General features: G+C 33.3%; 16 protein-coding genes. 2 read left to right on the top strand and 14 right to left on the bottom strand.

Going from position 1 to position 18,794, the window contains the following annotated elements:
• Positions 1-29: 29 nt before the first annotated feature.
• The 7 genes from HS848_RS09685 to HS848_RS09655 all read right to left on the bottom strand — a co-directional run bounded on the left by HS848_RS09685 (position 30) and on the right by HS848_RS09655 (position 8,854).
• Positions 30-1,403: a YjiH family protein gene (locus tag HS848_RS09685; RefSeq protein WP_232806137.1), complete on the bottom strand. Its 1,374-nt coding sequence runs from the start codon at positions 1,401-1,403 to the stop codon at positions 30-32.
• Between the two features lie 213 nt (positions 1,404-1,616).
• Positions 1,617-2,582 (bottom strand): FecCD family ABC transporter permease, encoded by a 966-nt coding sequence (locus tag HS848_RS09680; protein ID WP_198612155.1) that lies wholly within the window; start codon positions 2,580-2,582, stop codon positions 1,617-1,619.
• A complete protein-coding gene (locus HS848_RS09675) occupies positions 2,579-3,610 on the bottom strand; it encodes a FecCD family ABC transporter permease (protein WP_198612154.1) in 1,032 nt (343 codons plus the stop codon). Before HS848_RS09675 ends, HS848_RS09680 begins: the two co-directional genes overlap by 4 nt.
• A 12-nt stretch (positions 3,611-3,622) precedes the next feature.
• Positions 3,623-4,621 (bottom strand): ABC transporter substrate-binding protein, encoded by a 999-nt coding sequence (locus HS848_RS09670; RefSeq protein WP_198612153.1) that lies wholly within the window; start codon positions 4,619-4,621, stop codon positions 3,623-3,625.
• Positions 4,622-4,855: 234 nt separating this feature from the next.
• Positions 4,856-5,920: an alanine racemase gene (locus HS848_RS09665; protein ID WP_198612152.1), complete on the bottom strand. Its 1,065-nt coding sequence runs from the start codon at positions 5,918-5,920 to the stop codon at positions 4,856-4,858.
• Positions 5,921-7,681: an IucA/IucC family protein gene (locus HS848_RS09660; RefSeq protein ID WP_198612151.1), complete on the bottom strand. Its 1,761-nt coding sequence runs from the start codon at positions 7,679-7,681 to the stop codon at positions 5,921-5,923. It abuts the gene before it with no gap.
• A gap of 3 nt (positions 7,682-7,684) precedes the next feature.
• Entirely contained in the window at positions 7,685-8,854 is a 1,170-nt protein-coding gene (locus HS848_RS09655) for an MFS transporter (RefSeq protein ID WP_198612150.1), read from the bottom strand.
• A 102-nt stretch (positions 8,855-8,956) separates the two neighbouring features.
• Between HS848_RS09655 and HS848_RS09650 the strand changes: the two genes are divergently transcribed.
• Complete coding sequence (locus tag HS848_RS09650; RefSeq protein ID WP_198612149.1) at positions 8,957-10,912, top strand: IucA/IucC family protein; 1,956 nt, start codon at positions 8,957-8,959, stop codon at positions 10,910-10,912.
• Positions 10,913-11,025: 113 nt separating this feature from the next.
• Here HS848_RS09650 and HS848_RS09645 read toward each other — a convergent pair whose 3' ends face one another.
• The 6 genes from HS848_RS09645 to HS848_RS09620 all read right to left on the bottom strand — a co-directional run bounded on the left by HS848_RS09645 (position 11,026) and on the right by HS848_RS09620 (position 16,446).
• On the bottom strand, positions 11,026-11,556 hold the full coding sequence (locus HS848_RS09645) for an Asp23/Gls24 family envelope stress response protein (RefSeq protein WP_198612148.1): 531 nt from the start codon (positions 11,554-11,556) through the stop codon (positions 11,026-11,028).
• Between the two features lie 66 nt (positions 11,557-11,622).
• Complete coding sequence (locus tag HS848_RS09640) at positions 11,623-11,862, bottom strand: DUF2273 domain-containing protein (protein ID WP_103166903.1); 240 nt, start codon at positions 11,860-11,862, stop codon at positions 11,623-11,625.
• Positions 11,863-11,874: 12 nt separating this feature from the next.
• Complete coding sequence (amaP, locus tag HS848_RS09635) at positions 11,875-12,411, bottom strand: alkaline shock response membrane anchor protein AmaP (protein WP_107508391.1); 537 nt, start codon at positions 12,409-12,411, stop codon at positions 11,875-11,877.
• Between the two features lie 180 nt (positions 12,412-12,591).
• A complete protein-coding gene (locus HS848_RS09630; protein WP_198612147.1) occupies positions 12,592-14,151 on the bottom strand; it encodes a BCCT family transporter in 1,560 nt (519 codons plus the stop codon).
• 143 nt (positions 14,152-14,294) lie between these two features.
• Complete coding sequence (locus HS848_RS09625) at positions 14,295-15,305, bottom strand: zinc-binding alcohol dehydrogenase family protein (protein ID WP_198612146.1); 1,011 nt, start codon at positions 15,303-15,305, stop codon at positions 14,295-14,297.
• A 136-nt stretch (positions 15,306-15,441) separates the two neighbouring features.
• Positions 15,442-16,446 (bottom strand): NADP-dependent oxidoreductase, encoded by a 1,005-nt coding sequence (locus tag HS848_RS09620; protein ID WP_198612145.1) that lies wholly within the window; start codon positions 16,444-16,446, stop codon positions 15,442-15,444.
• A 131-nt stretch (positions 16,447-16,577) separates the two neighbouring features.
• On the opposite strand from HS848_RS09620, the gene HS848_RS09615 reads away from it, so the two are divergent.
• Positions 16,578-17,579, top strand: coding sequence for an LLM class flavin-dependent oxidoreductase (locus HS848_RS09615; protein WP_198612144.1), 1,002 nt, complete (start codon positions 16,578-16,580; stop codon positions 17,577-17,579).
• Between the two features lie 173 nt (positions 17,580-17,752).
• On the opposite strand, the gene HS848_RS09610 is transcribed toward HS848_RS09615, so the two are convergent.
• Positions 17,753-18,607: an alpha/beta hydrolase gene (locus HS848_RS09610; RefSeq protein WP_198612143.1), complete on the bottom strand. Its 855-nt coding sequence runs from the start codon at positions 18,605-18,607 to the stop codon at positions 17,753-17,755.
• Between the last annotated feature and the right edge of the window lie 187 nt (positions 18,608-18,794).

Raw genomic sequence — 18,794 nt, 5'->3', positions numbered from 1 at the left:
AATATGCTAAGTTGTATTTTATATTTTTCCTATAACAATAGATGTGCCATAAGTGAAATAATTGGCAATGTTATCACTGTTCTAATGAGGAAGATCATAAATAACTTGCCTATACTAACAGGAATTTTCGAACCTAAAATTACTCCCCCAACTTCTGATAAATAAATAAGTTGAGAAATACTTAAAGCCCCTATGATAAAACGTGTAATATCACTGTGTACATCAGCGATTAATATAGATGGTAAGAACATATCTGCAAAACCAATCAATAATGTTTCAGAAGCTCTAGCCGCTTCAGGAATTTGAAGTAACTCAAGAATAGGTATAAATGGTTTACCTACAATTTCAAAGAGTGGCGTATAATTTGCAATCATAGTAGCTAATGTCCCAATACTCATAACCACTGGCAGAATAACAAACCACATATCAATCACTGTTTTAAAACCAGATTGCATAAATTCTTTAAAACCTGGTGCTTTATAACCTACTTCTGTAGCTTCTTCAAAGCCATATTTTAGAGCTGATGCTCCTTCTGGGAGTTTTTCAAGTCTTTTCTCTTCAGAAACTTCTTTTGTGTATTCATCAGGAATACTACTTAATGGCCAAATTCTAGGCATAATCATTGCTGCTACAAAACAAGAAATAATAACAGTTAAATAGAATCCAAAAAATTTATTTTGCATTCCAACTGTTTCAGCAATAACGATTGCGAATGTAATAGATACTACACTAAAAGTTGTAGAAATAACGGTAGATTCACGTCTTGAATAAATCCCACGGTCATATTGACGACTTGTAATAAGTACGCCCACTGTACCATCACCTATAAATGAAGCCAAGTTATCTACTGTAGAACGACCTGGTAACGTAAATAATGGTCTCATAACGGGTCTGAAAAGTGGCCCAAGAAATTCTAATAAGCCGTATTCCATTAAGAAAGGTAAAAATAATGCTGCAAATAGAAATACAGCTACTAACGTTGGTAATAAATCGTTAAATACCAATCCACCAGTGTCTTCTGAATAAATAACTTTTGTTCCTAATTTAAAATAAGTCATCCATGCAAAGACAACGGCTAATAATCTCAATGTTAACCAAATAGGACCTACATTGAAGGCGTTATCTAGTAAACCACCTGGCTTAATCTTATTCTTTAAAAATAAGGAGCACACCACGGTGAATATTGCCGATAATGTAATAATAAATAAGATAATAATAAGCATAGCATCGCCAAGCACACTTTTTAACCAACTTGCTAAAAAGGCTACTGGTAATGTAGTTTGTTTTTGACCATCTTGTGTAACAGGTACAGGTATTAAAAATAAAATAATACCTATTATAGACATGGTTATAAATTTGGCTCGCCCTGTTATAATCTGTTTTTTTGTATACCCCTCCACCATTTATACCTTCTTTCTCTTTTTATAAATGCTTATATATTCATTAGTTGTATGTAAATAAGTAAAATTCAATTATCCAAAATATATAAATATAACTTTAAATGTATTTTTATAAACAATATGTATATTACTATATCTCATTTTCAAAAGGTACGCAATATACAAAAAGCTAATTTCTCAATGATAAAATATGAGAAATTAGCTTTTAACTATCTATTATATTCTACGTAGTAAGAACAAGAAGTAAGGAACGCCGATGATAGCTATAATGACGCCTACAGGCACATCTAATGGTGGATGTATCCCTCTTGCAAGTCCATCACTTACTAGAATTAGTATCGATCCAATTAATCCGGACATAATTACCACATGAATATAACGTTGACCTACTATAGTACGCGCAATATGAGGTGCAATTAGTCCTAAAAAACTAATGCCACCCACTACTGAAATGGATGCACCAGCTAACATTACTGATAAGATTAATAGAATCATTTTAAGTCGTTGGACTTTAGCACCTAGCGCTATGGCTATACTATCGCCCAAATTTAAAATATCTAGTTGATAACTTAAAGCTATCACTAGTGGTAACGTAATAATGAACCACGGTAAGATTGAATAAAAATTCTCAATCGTATGACCGTATAAACTACCTGTTAACCACACTAATGCATTATTAGCATCCATCGGGTTACGTATTAATAAGAATTGAACAATTGCGCTACAAATTGCCCCTATTGCCAATCCTATTAATGCTAAAGTAGACCCTTTGACATTAAATTTTGAAATTAGAAAAGATAAAATCAAACTAATAATAAGTGCCCCAATAAACGAAGCAATTGGTAATACAATCAAAGGCGCAGTAGGAAATACCATAATCACGATGACGGCCGCTAGACTAGCACCTTTTGTAATCCCTATAACGTCTGGTGAGGCTAAAGGATTTCTTACAACTCCTTGTATAACTGCTCCGGCAATAGCTAAACTACTTCCAACTATTAAGCCTAATAACGTTCTAGGAAGACGATATTCATTGATTATAAAATCATCTAATTTAATAACACTTTTAAGCGCATGTAGGGGATTGAACATTGTAGATCCCACACACAAACTTATAAAAATACTTATAATTAAGCATAAAATAACTATGGAGTAACGAATCGATAGTTTACGTTTAGTCATATTCGTTTCACTCCTTTAAGCGTAATCATTAGGAAATAAATTGCTCCTACAAATGATGTAACTATACCTACAGGTGATTCGTATGGGAATGTAATTAGCCGACTAAGTGTATCAGATAGTAATAATAAATCTGCACCAATTAGAAAAGTTAATGGCACCATAATAAAGTAATCTTTGCTAACGTAACGTTTAACTATATGAGGAACAATTAAACCTACAAATCCAATTGGGCCTACTATCGATACGGAAGCACCAGCTAACACAATAACTAATAAACCGATTATAATACGTAGCAATTGCGTTTTTTGTCCTAACCCTTTTGCTATATCATCACCTAATTCCATAATAGTTAACTGGCGACCCAATAATAATGTAATTATCACTGCAAGTATAAGCCATGGCATAATCGTTAACACTGCTTCCCATTTTAGACCATTTAACGATCCTACTAACCAAAACATCACAGTTGTATTGGAATCTTCATTTAAAAGGATAATACCTTGAGTTAAACTGCTAAAAAATAAGTGAATAGCCATGCCGGCTAGGGCTAATTTAACAGGGGTAATTTTTTGAGTTGAACCTGACAATACATAAACCGTCAATCCACCAATAAATGCCCCGATAAATGCAAGATATGTCGCATAATTTCCAAGAGCTGGAATTAACACCGTTACTAACACAATTACAAAAGATGCTCCTGCATTAACGCCAAAAATTTGTGGTGATGCTAATGGGTTCCTTGTAATAGCTTGCATCAATAACCCAGCTAGCGCTAATGATCCACCTATAATTAGACCACCAATCATTCTCGGCATTCTTACATTATGAATTAAAAATGTTTGTTTTGTTTCAGTAGAAGTAAAAAAATATTTAAAGATATCATGAGTATGAACTTCGGAAGAACCAATCGCTAAATTAAAATATGCAAAAATAAAAAGAAAGCACACACTCACGATAAACGTGAGTGTAGTGCGTCTCTTATTTGCTCTTTCAATTTCTGATTGACTATTATTTAACTTCATAGTCATTGAGCATCCACCTTACTTACTTGAATCTTTTTTAGAAAGTTCAACAATTTCTTTAGCCATTTCTTCTGATGAAATTAAGCCACGTGCACGTGCCCATGTATCACGGTCTACCACTTCTACTTTGTTGTTTTTAACAGCGTCTAACTTTTTCCATACTGGGTCTTTTTTCAATTCTTGATATGACGGTTCATCTGAACTAGCACCATTTGTCATAATAAACATGCGACCTGGATCAACATCCGCTAATGTCTCAGCGTTTAATTGTAAATAAGGACCTTTCAAGTATTTACTTAAGCCTTTAGTAACGTCTTTAGTTAACGCTTCTTTAAAACCAAGTTCACTTAGTAATTGTCCAACATATGATTCTCTTGGGTGTGCGAGTAAACCAGATTTAGACGCAACAGCTGGTAATACTTTTTCATTTTTATCAAATTGAATTTGATCTTTGTATTCTGCGATTTTTTTATCATGTTGTTCTAAACTTTTTTTACCTTCATCTTCTTTATTTAAAGCTTTAGCTACTACTTTGAATGCTTCAATATTTTGTTTATAGTCCCCATCAAAGCTTTTCAACTCAATAGTAGGAGCAATCTTACTTAATTCTTTATAAATATTTTTATGTCTATTACTATCAGCAATAATTAAATCAGGTTTCAATTTACTGATTTCTTCTAAATTAGGTTGTTTACGTGCCCCTACTGATGTATAGTCACCAATTTTATCTCTTAAAGGTTTAATAATACGTTCTTTTTTATTATCATCAGCAATACCTACTGGTTTAATATTTAAAGCTGCTAAGGCATCTACAAATGAAAATTCTAATGCCACTACACGTTTAGCATCTTTAGGTACTTTGGTAGTGCCTAATTCATGCTTTACTTCAATCGTGTCTTTTGAAGATGACTTACTATTAGAATCTTTTGAGCCATTATTGCTTACGTTACCACAAGCAGACACTAATACTAAAACAGCTAATAATGCTATAACTCCTAAAATCTTAAAGCCTTTCATGACTTCCACTCCTTAATATGTATAAGTTTACACTTCATAGTGTATTGATAACGATTATCAATGTCAATATAATTTGAATAATTTTTTAAATTTTTTATAAAAAAGTTCCTTAATTTAAATTCTAGTTGGGATAAAACACGTTTAGGATAATTAAAAAAACCATTAATCCGATTTTAAATCTAAATTAATGGCTTTTAGTATATTTACATATTTTAAATTGTGCAAAGCATTTTATTATGCTTTATGAGGTACAAGCGTAGAGGCGTCGATATGTTTAATCAAAGACTCAATCATCTTATCCTTTTTATATCGTTTAGATAAACGTTGTTGGTACATAACTTGGGATAATGCCTCATATTCCAAACTAAATTGCATAGTATCACCAACTTGATAGAAATCTTGGTTATCTAAATCCACCATGAGATGATCACTTGTCGCCCCTATTATCTTCACTTTGTCATTGATTGGAATAATTTTCTCAATATAGGTGTCTATATAACCAATGTCTAAGATAGCTTGTAGATAACATTGATTTGTGCCTATTACTCTAGGTTTTATTTCAATAATTTCCGCTTCCAACGTTATGGCATCTTGGTAAAGTCGAGGCATAGGTTGAAGAGTGGTTGTATCAATACCTCTAAACAACGTTTCTCCTATTCTCAACTCATTAATACGTCCTAAGTCGTTATACATTAACTGAGGAAGCATACTAGAATTACCGCCAGAAATCATTTTCAATCTAAAGCCCAATTCATTTTCAATAGCGCCAACAAATTGATTCATAGCATAAATATCATCTTCGGTCGGTGCCATTGATTTAAAGCACATGAAATTAAATGCAACGCCCACTAATTGAATGTGTTTCATCGCTATAATTTCTCGTATATATTCAAGGACGTCATACGTTAAGATACCTTCACGACCGTCCTTCCAATCAATCATTAACATGACTTGATGCTTGTCATTCAAACGCGAGGCCATCTCATTTAATTGTCTAATCGTTTCAATTTCTGTTTGCATACTTATTTTAACTGTTTGGATTAACCCTTCATATTGGTCCTTGGCTGTTGGTCTTAGTAATAAATAATTAATTTTTTCGCTTGTATTAGAATTTATGTTTTCCAATCTTGAATCAGCAAAATGATTAAACCCTAATTGAATTAATGTTTCAATAATTTGAGTATCTCCGGCTACACATTTAACGACGGGTGTTAATTGAATATCTTGTTCTTCTAATAAACTGCATAGCATTTCAGCATTATATGCAATTTTCGATAAATTTATATCAATATGTGCCATTTAATTCACCTCTGTATTTATCGGATTATCTAAATCTATGTTCACATACTTTTTAACTTTATTTTCTATACGCATACGTAATAACGCTTTGACCGTAATTTTAGGTCCAAATAATACTTTTTTAAGAACTGCAGCGTGAGGTTTATTATCATTAATGGCATGCGCTATCTCTGTTTGAACAATATCAAACAATTCTTTTTCCTCAATATTTTCATATTTGGAAAAGTGGAAGATTAATTCCGCCAGTTGATTTTGAACCACTGCATGTTGGAATTTAGCGATGACTTCTTCAATTGAATTAGCTATCAAACTATCATTCGTTATTTCAATATCTTTCAATGATTGCGATAGCGTATTTAAATCAATACGCGAACCTCCAAGATCTCTAACTACAAATTGCATTTGATAATGTGGTCCTAAGTTTACAATGGTATTTTGCATATGAGCTTCTAATGCAATTCCATAATCTTGAATTAACGTTATTAAAGGTTTAACAAGTTGACGCGTATATGTCTGAATAAATAAGTGGATACTTTTCTTATCCACTACGCCTTTAACCCATTCAATATAACTATCAACTGTCACGTTATCATCTATAGGATTGCGATTCACTAAAGCGCCTGTAACAATAGTCGCTCCATTATTAGCAATATAAGGTGCTTCTCGTATAATACATGCTAATTGACGAGCGTCATCATTACCTGTATCAGCATAGATACCATATGGCTCAATTGCCACACTTAATTGTGGATACTGATTAAGCACATTTTGTAACGATAAACTTAATTTAGGGCCGTCTACAGTAGTAACACTAGAAACCGTTCTAACTGCGCTAGTTGCTTGCACATTAACAGGTAATTTAACGTGAAACGGGCGACCGATAAGAGACATAGTTCTAAATGATAGCGTTGCTTTTGATTTCACTTCAAAAGGCGTTGTAATAAGTGTTTGATTCTCAATCCACTTTTCGAACTTATCATAAATTATATTTTCATATTGCCAAGGATGAACAAGTAGCACTTGATAATCTTCTAATGATAAGTGCAACGACTGCGCAAATTTTCTTATTTTTGCACGATATTCTGGTATAACCTTATGTAAAATAAATTGTGTGTCGCCATCGATAGTAGTTACCCTAGCGTATTTTTTATGTAATAACATAATTTTAAGGGGAATCATTTTCTCAAATTCAGGAGAATATGCCTTTACCTCATCCATTGTTAACGGCAATTTAGTCTTAGTAAGTGGGTGTGTAGGATGGCCTTCAATAACTAAGCTTTCAGAATACAGTAAATCATCAGTTTCATCTGAATCGCTAATATGTTGTAACCATGCAAAGAAATTTAAGGTCATTGGCATACGTGAAAATTGCATACTAGCTTGAATATTATGTTTACGACTACTAAACAATTTATATATTTCTACAAAACTATCACGACTATGTAATAATTCTTTATTTAACTGAGCACTAATCTCTATATCAAAATGTTGAACTAAAATATCGATTAAGTTTTCTAATGATGTCACTTCAGTTTTATGTTTCCCACAGCTATATATAATAGGACCTTCAAATTCATATCTACTCATCATACTTGAACGTTTAAAGTGAGTGATAAGTAGACATCCATGCAACTGAATTTCAAGTGTATGATCTTGTGAAGTGATTATTGTATTCTCAGACCAAACTTTTTCCTTAGTTAAGGCGTTTAAAACTCGATATTGCATATTTTTATCTGCTAATTGCCAATCATTTTGACTCATTTTTTACTCCTCCACTTTACTAGTTCGTTGCATTAAGTATACTGTTAAGGCTACTAATGTTGTAAATAATCCCATTACTAAAAATGTATCTAACACACCTATAAGTTGCGCTAATGCTGTCATAAGTAGACTTCCTAATGGAATCATACCTCTATCCATCATAATGACACTTAATAATTTCCCTCTATTTTCAGGAGAAACATGTTCTTGGAAATAAATGCGATTAGATGTACGTGCCCATTGGCTAAATAATCCTACTAAGGACATACTCATAAACATTAAAATTACGTTATGTATAACTACGCCTAATAATGCTATGCCGAAAAGACATGAACTCAAATAATACATATGCACTGTACTTATTTTATTCAAAATCATGGGTAATAGGATCGTCGCAATGATACCACCTATTGCACAAAAGGTCATAGAGATCCCAAAAATCTCAGATTGACCTGGAAAGACATGATGAACTAATACAGGTATAAGCGTCGTATATGAGAACCCTGTGGCCATGATGATTAAAGAAGTTATAAAAATTTTCGATGCTTGTGCATTATTTTTAAAGTAACTCCAAACAAATTTTAAAGACAGTTCTTTTTTATTAGTGATTCCTTCATTATCATTTTTAAAATGAAGCGGTAAACAAAACAGAACAGCTACAAAGTAACATACACTTTGTGCTAAAAACGTTGATGGTGCATGATAGACTGCTAAGATAACCCCGGCAATAGCTGGCCCGATTGATCTACATATATTGATAATAAATGAATGGTAAGAGACAGCTTGGCTAGTACTCAACCGTTTAGATAAATCAGGTAATAGCGCCTGTCTAACTGGTGTTTCAACAGCGTTTAACATCCCTCTTAAAGTAGCATAAATTAATATCACTATTATTGAAACGTGGGCGATAGTATAGGTGCAAATGCATAATAGAGCGGTAACCAAGAATGAAGAAGAAATTGTAATTCTAAGTAATTTACCCCTATCATATTTGTCAGCAATTGAACCTGCCCACACACTTAGTAGCAAAATCGGTACGAGTCGGCAAAAATTTACTAATCCTAAATAAACTGCGTTATGATAACTTGTAAGTACATACCAGTTCAAACCAATTTGTCCTATCCAATTTCCTAGAAATAGCAAAAAGGAACTGGAGAAGAAAAATTTTGCCACTGTAGCTCACCTACTCCTTTATTATTGATAATGAATATCATTATCGATATTATGGATTATACAAATCATTTAGATTTTTGTAAAATAATTTTGAGGTGTTTTATGGATAAATCAATCACTATAGATCATTTAAATATACAACTTAAACAAGAAGAATACGAGGCGTATTCTTTTTTACATCAAGAATATCCACACTTAGTAACTGCTTTTGAAGAAAATTTACTACTTGGACGCGATAAAATTTCTCAAAGACTAATTACTTCTTTATATCGTGAAAATTTAGTTAATGCGAAAGACAATAGTCAAATACTTACATATTCTGAACTAGGAGATATCTTCGTAGACAAACATTCTCATGTGCTATGTATACATTTTCCAAAGGCAAATAGATATTTATATGCGCCAATCGAAGGATTTCATGCGTTTGGGCGTGTAGATGTCGTGGGCCCTTTCTTCTTTACTACGTCTAAAGAAGATAAAGATTATACACGAATCATGCACCCTAATGAGGTATTAGCGTTAATATTAATAGAAGCTCCGAATTTAGACAATGAAGCTAGCCAACAATTTAAAGATGATTTAGAAAATAGTGTCGTTAATATGACGTTAGCGTTGACACATCAGGCTTATACCATGAGAGATACTACTCAAACCTTATGGGAGATTATAAGTAACAATAAAGATAGTTATTTACGATCAGAACAAGCAGTTATTGAAGGACATCCGCTTCACCCTGGCGCCAAACTACGTAAGGGTCTTAGCGCTCAAGATAATATTCATTATAGTTCCGAATACGGTGAAGAAATTAAATTGAAATGTGTTTTAACGCATCATAGCGTGGCACGGACTCAGTCGTTACATAATAATTACAACGAAGATTTAAACAAACAATTTCCAGAGTTATATAAGACAATTCAAGATGAACTGGCTGAAGATATCATTTTAGATGATTATCATCTTATGATTATTCACCCTTGGCAATATGAGAATATTTTACTGACTCAATATAATCAGGAAATTCAATCACAACTAATCATTCCTTTAAAAGTTGAACTATCCTATTATGCGGGGCTGTCGTTTAGAACTTTAATGCCAAAATATCCGTCCTTATCTCCACATATAAAATTATCGACCAACGTACATATTACTGGAGAAATTAGGACACTTTCTGAGCAAACGACACACAATGGTCCTTTAGTCACTCGTATTTTAAATGACATCTTAACTAAAGATAGTGATTTCCAACTATATAAAATAGGCATTATGGAAGAATTAGCAGGTAGTCATTTTTATAATGCACAAGATACTGAAGCTATTCAAACTGATCGTAGTGAACAAGTGGGTACCCTTTTCAGAGAAAATATTTATGCGCTTATAGACCCACAAACAATACCTATGATTCCTTCAAGTTTGGTTGCGACATATAAATATAATAAGGAAGCGCCGATTATAAGTCTTATGCACCTGTATCGACAAAATACAAAAGAAGACCAATCATTTAATACAGCGGCAAGAGCCTGGATTACGTCTTATGCGACACACTTATTAGGTATCGTTATTCCACTATACGTTAAGTATGGTATAGCGTTAGAAGCACATTTACAGAATTCAATCGCTACGTTTAATAACGATGGTTCTTTAAATAAGATATATATCCGTGATTTTGAAGGTTTGCGAATTGAGGAACAACAACTCAATTCTTGTGGTTATAGTACTGAGGATTTTCATGAAAAATCTCGAATATTAACTGATTCTCAAACAACAGTCTTTAATAAGGTATTTTATTCTACTGTGCAAAATCATTTAGGTGAATTGATTCTAACAATAGCTAACTACGTTAATGACGATGATTTTGAAAACCTAGTTTGGCAAGAAATTAGTGATATTATTAAAGATATTCTTGCAAATCTAAATAATGTCGATTCAACGCGAGTATCACATATACAATCTATTCTATTTGCACCAGAGATTGACTATAAATGTGTAACGACGATGCGCTTAGAAGATGAAGCGCATCACTATAGCTACATTAAAGTAGATAACCCGCTTCATAAATAGTACTCTATATAAAGCTTGAACTGGTGATTTCTCATCAGTTCATGTTTTATTTTAAAAGAACAAAAAACCTTAGAATGTCTATACATCCTAAGGTTAAAACTACAACATACTTATTATTGTAAGCCTGATCTTTCAGTGTTGTTATTGTTGTTGTTATTATTTTTTTCATTTTTTTGTTGCCATTCTTTTTTAGTCATTACATCGTCAACTTGCATGTTAACTTCAACAACTTGTAAACCAGTAATATATTTAACTTGTTCTTTAACTAATTCAGTTACTTTACGGAAGATTTTAGGAGCTGATTCACCGTATTCTAAGATTACTTTTAAGTCTACAGCAGCTTGTTTTTCTCCAACTTCAACAGAAACACCTTGTGTTACGTTGTTATTATTGCTTGAGAATGCATTAGTGAAACTGTCAGCGAAGCCGCCTTTCATGTCTAAGATACCTTTAACTTCGCGAGCTGCGATACCAGCGATTTTTTCTACAACTTCATCAGAGAAAGTTAATTTGTTTTCAAATTGTTGTTCTTCTCTTTGTTCTCTGTATTGTTCATGTTGTTTTTGTTGTTCTTCTCTTTCTTTTTCGTTAACTCCAGTTTGGTTGTTATATGCGTGTTTAGCTTTATTGTTATCTACTGTCATGATAAAGTCTCCTTTATAAATAAAATATAATTTTTAAATTTAATTTTAAGTCTTAAATATCCTAACCTAACTCCATCTATTTAAGAAATTCATAAAGTCTTGTGTACGGTCTTTAATATACCCCACACCAATTCCAATTAAACACAATACAATAATTAAAATTGTTTTCCAGAATCCTAAAGTTAGGAATAAAATTGCTATAATTAAGAATGCGAAGAAACCAATGATACGCCATTTATAAGACTTGATGAAATCAATGATTTGTTGACTAGCATCTTGTCCATTTTGATTGTTATTATCAGCCATGTTATCCCTCCCTTATAGGACGCGTTGTCCAGAAGTTTTTTGATCTCGCACATTAACTTCAAGTTTTCTTACTGGAATTTCAGTAAAGTGCTCTACGTTATGTTTAAGATCTGCTCTAATGCTTTCAGTTAATGATTTAACTTGAATATCATTTGGTACTAAGAAATCAGCTTTAATATCGATATAAGACTTGTTCTTCTTATTGAAAAGCTTAGTAACCACATTCGGTTGTCTTACTTGGTCATATTTAGTTAATGTATCATAAGCTGATTTTTCAATTGCTTTACGTGATACATAAATATGGCCATCATCATAATCTTTATATAAACCTGGTTTTCTATATGTTGGTTTAAAGATGCTGAATACTAATATTAAACCGATTAATATGAGTAGAGCAGCCAAACCAATTAATAGTGGTTGGAACCAGTTGAATTGTAGGAAGTAGTCTTGATATTTAGAAATTCGACTATCCTTTATGTACATAAACAACAGGAACCCAACAATAGCAACTATTAATAGGCCGAGGACAAAGTTTTTTAATCTTTTCACCTTGTCATGCACCTCCTTAGGTATTGTTGAATTATTATAATTATAGAAATCAGTACCCTTTTAATGTTTTTCAAAACATTAATTTAAAATTATTTAATTAAATTCCTAAAAAATCATTAAAGTTTACTTTCTAAAATAAATATTCCCAAATTTAACACAATAGAAACATAAATTTTATTATTATTTTTCCTCTACTTTATCTTTTGAACTTTTATATTGTAATACGTTTTTCCCCATTGTCAGCTTATTCGAATGCTTTGGATGATCTATCGCTAATGATTTAAAGAGCGACCAAATCATCATGATAATTACAATTGAAAATGGCAAGGCAGCTATAATAAGTAGGTTTTGGATGGCTTGCGTACCGCCTGTATAAATCATAATGATGGCAAATAGTGCTAGTATAATACCCCAACTTACTTTTACGAATGAAGCAGGATTAATATCACCTCGGCAACTTAACATACCTAATACGTAAGTCGCTGAATCGGCTGATGTAACAAAGAAGATCATAATTACGACGAGTGTCACTAAACTTAAGACAAATCCTAATGGGAAATGTTCTAAGGTCGCAAACGTCGCTGTCTCTGTTGCTTCTTTCGCTATATTTGCAATACCTTTATCTTGTAAATATACCGCTGACGCGCCAAACACTGAGAAGAAGAAAAAGCATACGAGTGCTGGCACAAATAATACGCCTAAGATAAATTCTTTAATTGTTCTTCCCCTTGATACACGGGCAATAAAGATACCGACGAATGGTGCCCAAGATACCCACCATGCCCAATAGAAGATAGTCCAATTTTGTAGCCATTTAAACTTCTCGCCACCGTTCATTGGAATACGTAAACTCATGTTAAAGAAATTAAAAATATAGTTACCTAGACCGTTCGTAAAGGTATTTAAAATATATAATGTTGGACCTACAATAAATAATCCTAATAATACGATAAACGCTAATAACATATTGATATTACTTAATGTTTTAATCCCTTTATCGATACCAGACCATGCTGACCATGTAAATAATGCCGTAGCAATCACGATTAGAATGACTTGTGTTCCAAAGTTATTCGGCACGTTAAATAGGAAGTTGAGCCCTTCGTTAATTTGTAATGCTCCGAAGCCTAAAGTAGCGGCTACCCCTGTAACCGTTGCGATAACGGCTAACACGTCTATTGCCCCACCAATAGGACCTTTCATGGATTTTTCACCAAAAATAGGAACTAACGTAGCACTTACTAATCCTGGATATTTTTTATGGAAACTGAAATAAGCGAATACTAACGCTACAATTCCATATACCGCCCAAGCATGCACGCCCCAGTGGAAGAATGCAAATTGAAAGGCATCATTAATCGCTGATTGTGTTCCTGCTTTATGTATAGGTGTTAACGTAAACGCATGACTAACTGGTTCAGCAGTTGTCCAAAAGACTAAACCGATTCCCATCCCAGCGCTAAATAACATCGCAAACCATGATGGTAAAGAAAACTCAGGATCTTCTCCCTCTTCACCAAGCGTAATTGATGCATATCTTGAAAATAATAGATATACACATACAAAGAATATAAGTAATACAAGTAACAAATAATACCATGAGAAATTCATAGCTATAAATGAAGTAATGTTTTGAGTAACAGTTTCTAATTGTTTCGGAAATATAGCGCCATAAAGCACGAATAAAGTACAAATCGTTAACGCTGTCCAAAACACTGCACTAATAGATTTATTTCGCATCTAATTCTCCTTTTCTGTGTTGCAGTTTATTGCCAATCTCCCAATTACGAAAAAAATGACGTTTATATTATTACCTATTTGAATAATAATAAACGCCATTTTATAAATAAGTTAACTTTATTTAAATACTAATTAATTTTTTCTCAGTCCAAGTTAATGACAAATTTACCAATCATCGTATTAGATTCTAATAATTGATGTGCCTCATATAGACTCTCTGGTGTCAAACCGTTAACGATTTTAGTAGTGGTAGGTTGATAGATGCCTTGTTCTACCTTTTCAGAAATATCTTTTAAATATTCATGATGCTTAACCATGTCATGCGTCTGATGTAATGGTCTTGTAAACATAAATTCATGCGTAAAACTGATACTCTTCGGCTTCAAGGCATTCAAATCTTGTTTCTCTTGAAAAGCTACAATCGTTGCAATATGACCACGAGGTTTCACTAGTTCAATCATCGTGTCATAATACATATCCGTATTGAATGTGCAGAAGACATAGTCAGCGCCTTCAATGTTATTTGCTTCAAACTGTTGTTTTAAATCTTCTTTATGATTTAGCACAATATCGGCGCCCATTTGTTTAGACCAGTCTACTGTTTCTGAACGTGAGGCAGTAGTGATTACCGTTAATCCGTATGCTTTAGCAATTTGAGTTGCGATACTACCAACGCCACCAGCGCCATTAATAATGAGTAACGTTTTGCCGGCATTATCTTCAGCTCGAGTTGAAATGCCAAAGACATCAAACAACGTTTCTGAAGCAGTTAAACCTGTTAGCGGAAGACTTGCAGCTTGTTCAGCTTTCAAATTAGATGGTGCTTTTGCTACGAGACGCTCGTCAATAAGTTGAGACGTCGCGTTTGAGCCATATTGATTAGGAGATCCGGAATAAAATACGATATCTCCTTCTTTAAACATTTCAACTTCTGGCCCTACCGCTTCAACTTTGCCGACACTGTCAAATCCTAACACTCTAGGAGCGTTGTCAACGGCTGTAATTCGTTGTTTCGTATCTACAGGGTTAACACTTATACTTTGAACATTAATCAATAATTCTCGCTTTGTAGGTTGTTCAAGTTCTAAGTCATATGTTTGAAAAAGATTACCTTCTTCTAATTTAAAGGGTTGTTCAAATCCAATTGCTTTCATAATTTATAGCCACCTTTAACTTTTACTTTTTGAAAATGAGGCAAGCATTGGCCGTAATAGATTTACTTAACTTATCTACCAACTTCTAGCCAACCTCGCCTCATTAAGATTTTTGTCACTAAATTAAATTATTACCTTAGTCTTCTGAAACTTTAACGACTTGCTTACCAAAATTATCTCCAGTAAACAAGTTACGGAATGCTTGTGGTAATTTATCGAAACCTTCTTCGATAGACACTTTTGTTTTTATTTTACCTTCTTTAACCCATTGTGCAAGGTCTTTGCCGGCATTTTCAAAATCATCAGCAAACTCGGCCACAAGGAAACCTCGCATCATGGCTTGTTTCTTAATTAAAGTACTTTGGATACGTGGGCCTTGGTCATCTTCAGGATGGTTATAATTTGAAATTGTTCCGCAAACTGGGATACGCGCATAACGATTTAAGTGTTTAAACACTTCATCACCAATTTCGCCGCCTACATTTTCATAATAAACATCTACGCCATTAGGCACCGCTTCCGCAAGTGCTTCAGCAAAATTATCTTTCTTATAATCAACGCCAGCATCAAAGCCTAATTCATCAGTCAGATAATTCACTTTCTTATCTCCACCAGCGATACCAACTACATTCGCACCTTTAAGTTTAGCAATTTGACCTACAACTGCACCTACTGCACCAGAAGCAGCAGATACTACAACTGTTTCGCCTTCTTGAGGGCGACCAATATCAAGTAAACCATGATAAGCCGTTTGTCCTGTTAGACCTAATGTGCCTAAGTAAAGATGTAATGGTACATCTGTGCTCGCTACTTTATCAACTTCTTCTTCATTCACTGTGTTAACACGTTTCCAAGGTAGACGTCCTAAGACAATATCGCCTTCTTGAAATTGAGATGATTTCGACTGAACGACTTTACCAACAATATGACTTTCTATTGGCTTACCTATTTCAAATGGTTCGACATACGAATCTGCTTGTGACATTCTTCCACGCATATATGGATCTACTGAAATATAAATAGACTCTACTTGGACTTCTTTATCTTGAGGTTCTTTTAATTCTGTTTCTTCATATTGAAAAGTATCATCTTCGGGCATACCTTCCGGATATTGCGTAAGTAACACTTGTTCATTCTTCATTATTAATAACCCCTTTCGATATTTACTACAAGTATAGTACCCTAAACAATTTAATCGCAATCAACCTGCTTTCCACCTATAATTACAATTAATCAGATATTACATATAATTTTTCAAGGAGGTCATTTACGATGAAGTTAAGTCTTCTAGATTACGTTCCTATCTTTGAAGGACGCTCTGCACAAGAAGCTTTCAATCATAGCGTAGAACTTGCTCAAACTGCAGAACAATTGGGTTACGAGCGTTATTGGGTAGCTGAACATCATCACGTTCCTTCTGTCGCTTCAAGTGCGCCTGAAATGGTGATGATGATGTTATTAGAACAAACTTCGTCTATACGTATTGGAAGCGGTGGCGTTATGTTACCTCACTATAGCTCATACAAAGTGGCTGAACAATTTAAAATCATGGAAGCACGTCATCCTTATCGCGTAGATATGGCAATAGGTCGTTCACCTAGCTTTAAAAATGTAAACGAACCACTTAATGAATTTAAAACACAACAAGCTGATCTAGACCAACAAATTGACGACTTAAACAAATATTTTACAGATGATACTCAATCACCTCATCGGTTTATGTCATTGACTGCGACACCGTTTATTCAAAGTACTCCCTTAATGTATGTTTTAGGAATGAGTGAACGTAGCGCCGAGTTAGCTGCACAAAAAGGTCTACCTTTTGTAGTAGCCCGTATGGGACAAGCACCCACTCAACTCAATAAAGTCATTCAACACTACCGTCGTTGTTTTGAGGATTATCATCCATCTAATGCTGCTAAACATCCTTATGTCATTATGGCTACATTTGTAGTTACTGCTGACAATGAAGAAATGGTTGGTAATTTGCTTGATGCGCTACATTTATGGTTGATGCGTATTAATTACTTAAAGCAACCTCAAAATTATCCTTCTATTGAAACAGCACAACAACGTCGCTATAGTCAAAGAGAATTAGAGAAAATTACCAAAGATAAAAAACGTATTATTAGCGGCCTGCCAGAAGATGTCGCTCAACAATTGTCTACTTTACAAAAAGACTATGACGTTGATGAAATTATGATATTACCTCACATATTTGGAGAAGAAAATCGTTTGAATTTAGTTAAGTTGGTCGCTAATGCCATCCATTAAAAAAGAGCGGAGACAAAATAATTGGCTTCCCAAAAATTTTGTCTTCGCTCCCTTGAATTTTGTTAATTCGTCATAGTTTCTACTAAAAATCCTGATTATAGAGAAAAATAAATCATTTTTTACAACATAAATGCCTTAATGTTCTACTCTTTTAAAAATTTAAAAAAGCTAGTTTATTTATTCCATAAGAAGTTGATTATTTCATTTGCCACTTCTTTATTTTCATGTAGTTGACTGTGTTGAGCTGACTTTCCAGTATATTTCGATTCTTTATATGAAGCTGGACTATTTCCTAGTAAATATTTAAGCGAACGTGCTGAGCTCATTGAAACTCTACCGTCAGAATGAGTGCCATCTTGCAAATCTCCATAAATATTTAATACATCGATATGTTTGTCTTTATAAACATTCTTTAATCCCAATAATTCTTTATAGTTATCATTCATTTTGCTAGGCTTACCGTTTTTATCAACACTAATTTCATTTACTTTTTCATTAAGATTAAGAATACCGTTATATGTGCCGGCTATATTTACTTCTTTTTGAAGTTGTGGCAATTGTTTATTATCCCCAAAGTTCTTCATAAAATAAGCAAATGACAGATTTCCCATTGAGTGCGCTACGAAATTATACTTCGTAATATTGTATTTTGTCTTCAACTGCAATAATACATTGCGGATATTAGTCGAATTTTGATCAACATTTCCATTTTTATTATCTTCAAATATGATTTTAACAATAGGATGCGTCGCATTTTGAGGAATATCTCCTTTAAAACTAACCTTACCAAGTGAAGATACTTTCGCAGTTACAATCGTATTCGTGACTCCTTTTTTCTTCGCTTGATTAACCATAAATTTTTCAGAGTTTTCCGTACCTCCATAGCCATGCATAAATAGTGTAGCTATTCTGTCATTCTCATTTGTTGACTGAGATTTTGTAGTATTGGGCGCGCTTTGGCATCCCGTAAGTGTCACTAACATGATACATACAATCGTAATTATCCCAAATAATTTTCTACTAACCATAATTCGCTACCCCATTAATTAAGTTTTCTCTTATTATAAACCAAAAGTTTTATGACCAACATGAAAAATATAAATAGTTAAATCTGTATTATATGATTACTAGAAAAACCAAAAGACGTTTGGAAGTAAATATTTTGGACTAATAAAAAATTAGTAATTTCTAGTGAAATAAAAAATTGCTATTTCT

The organism is Staphylococcus caledonicus (assembly GCF_016238465.1).
Classification (GTDB): domain Bacteria; phylum Bacillota; class Bacilli; order Staphylococcales; family Staphylococcaceae; genus Staphylococcus; species Staphylococcus caledonicus.
This window is presented reverse-complemented; position numbering and strand designations above follow the sequence as displayed.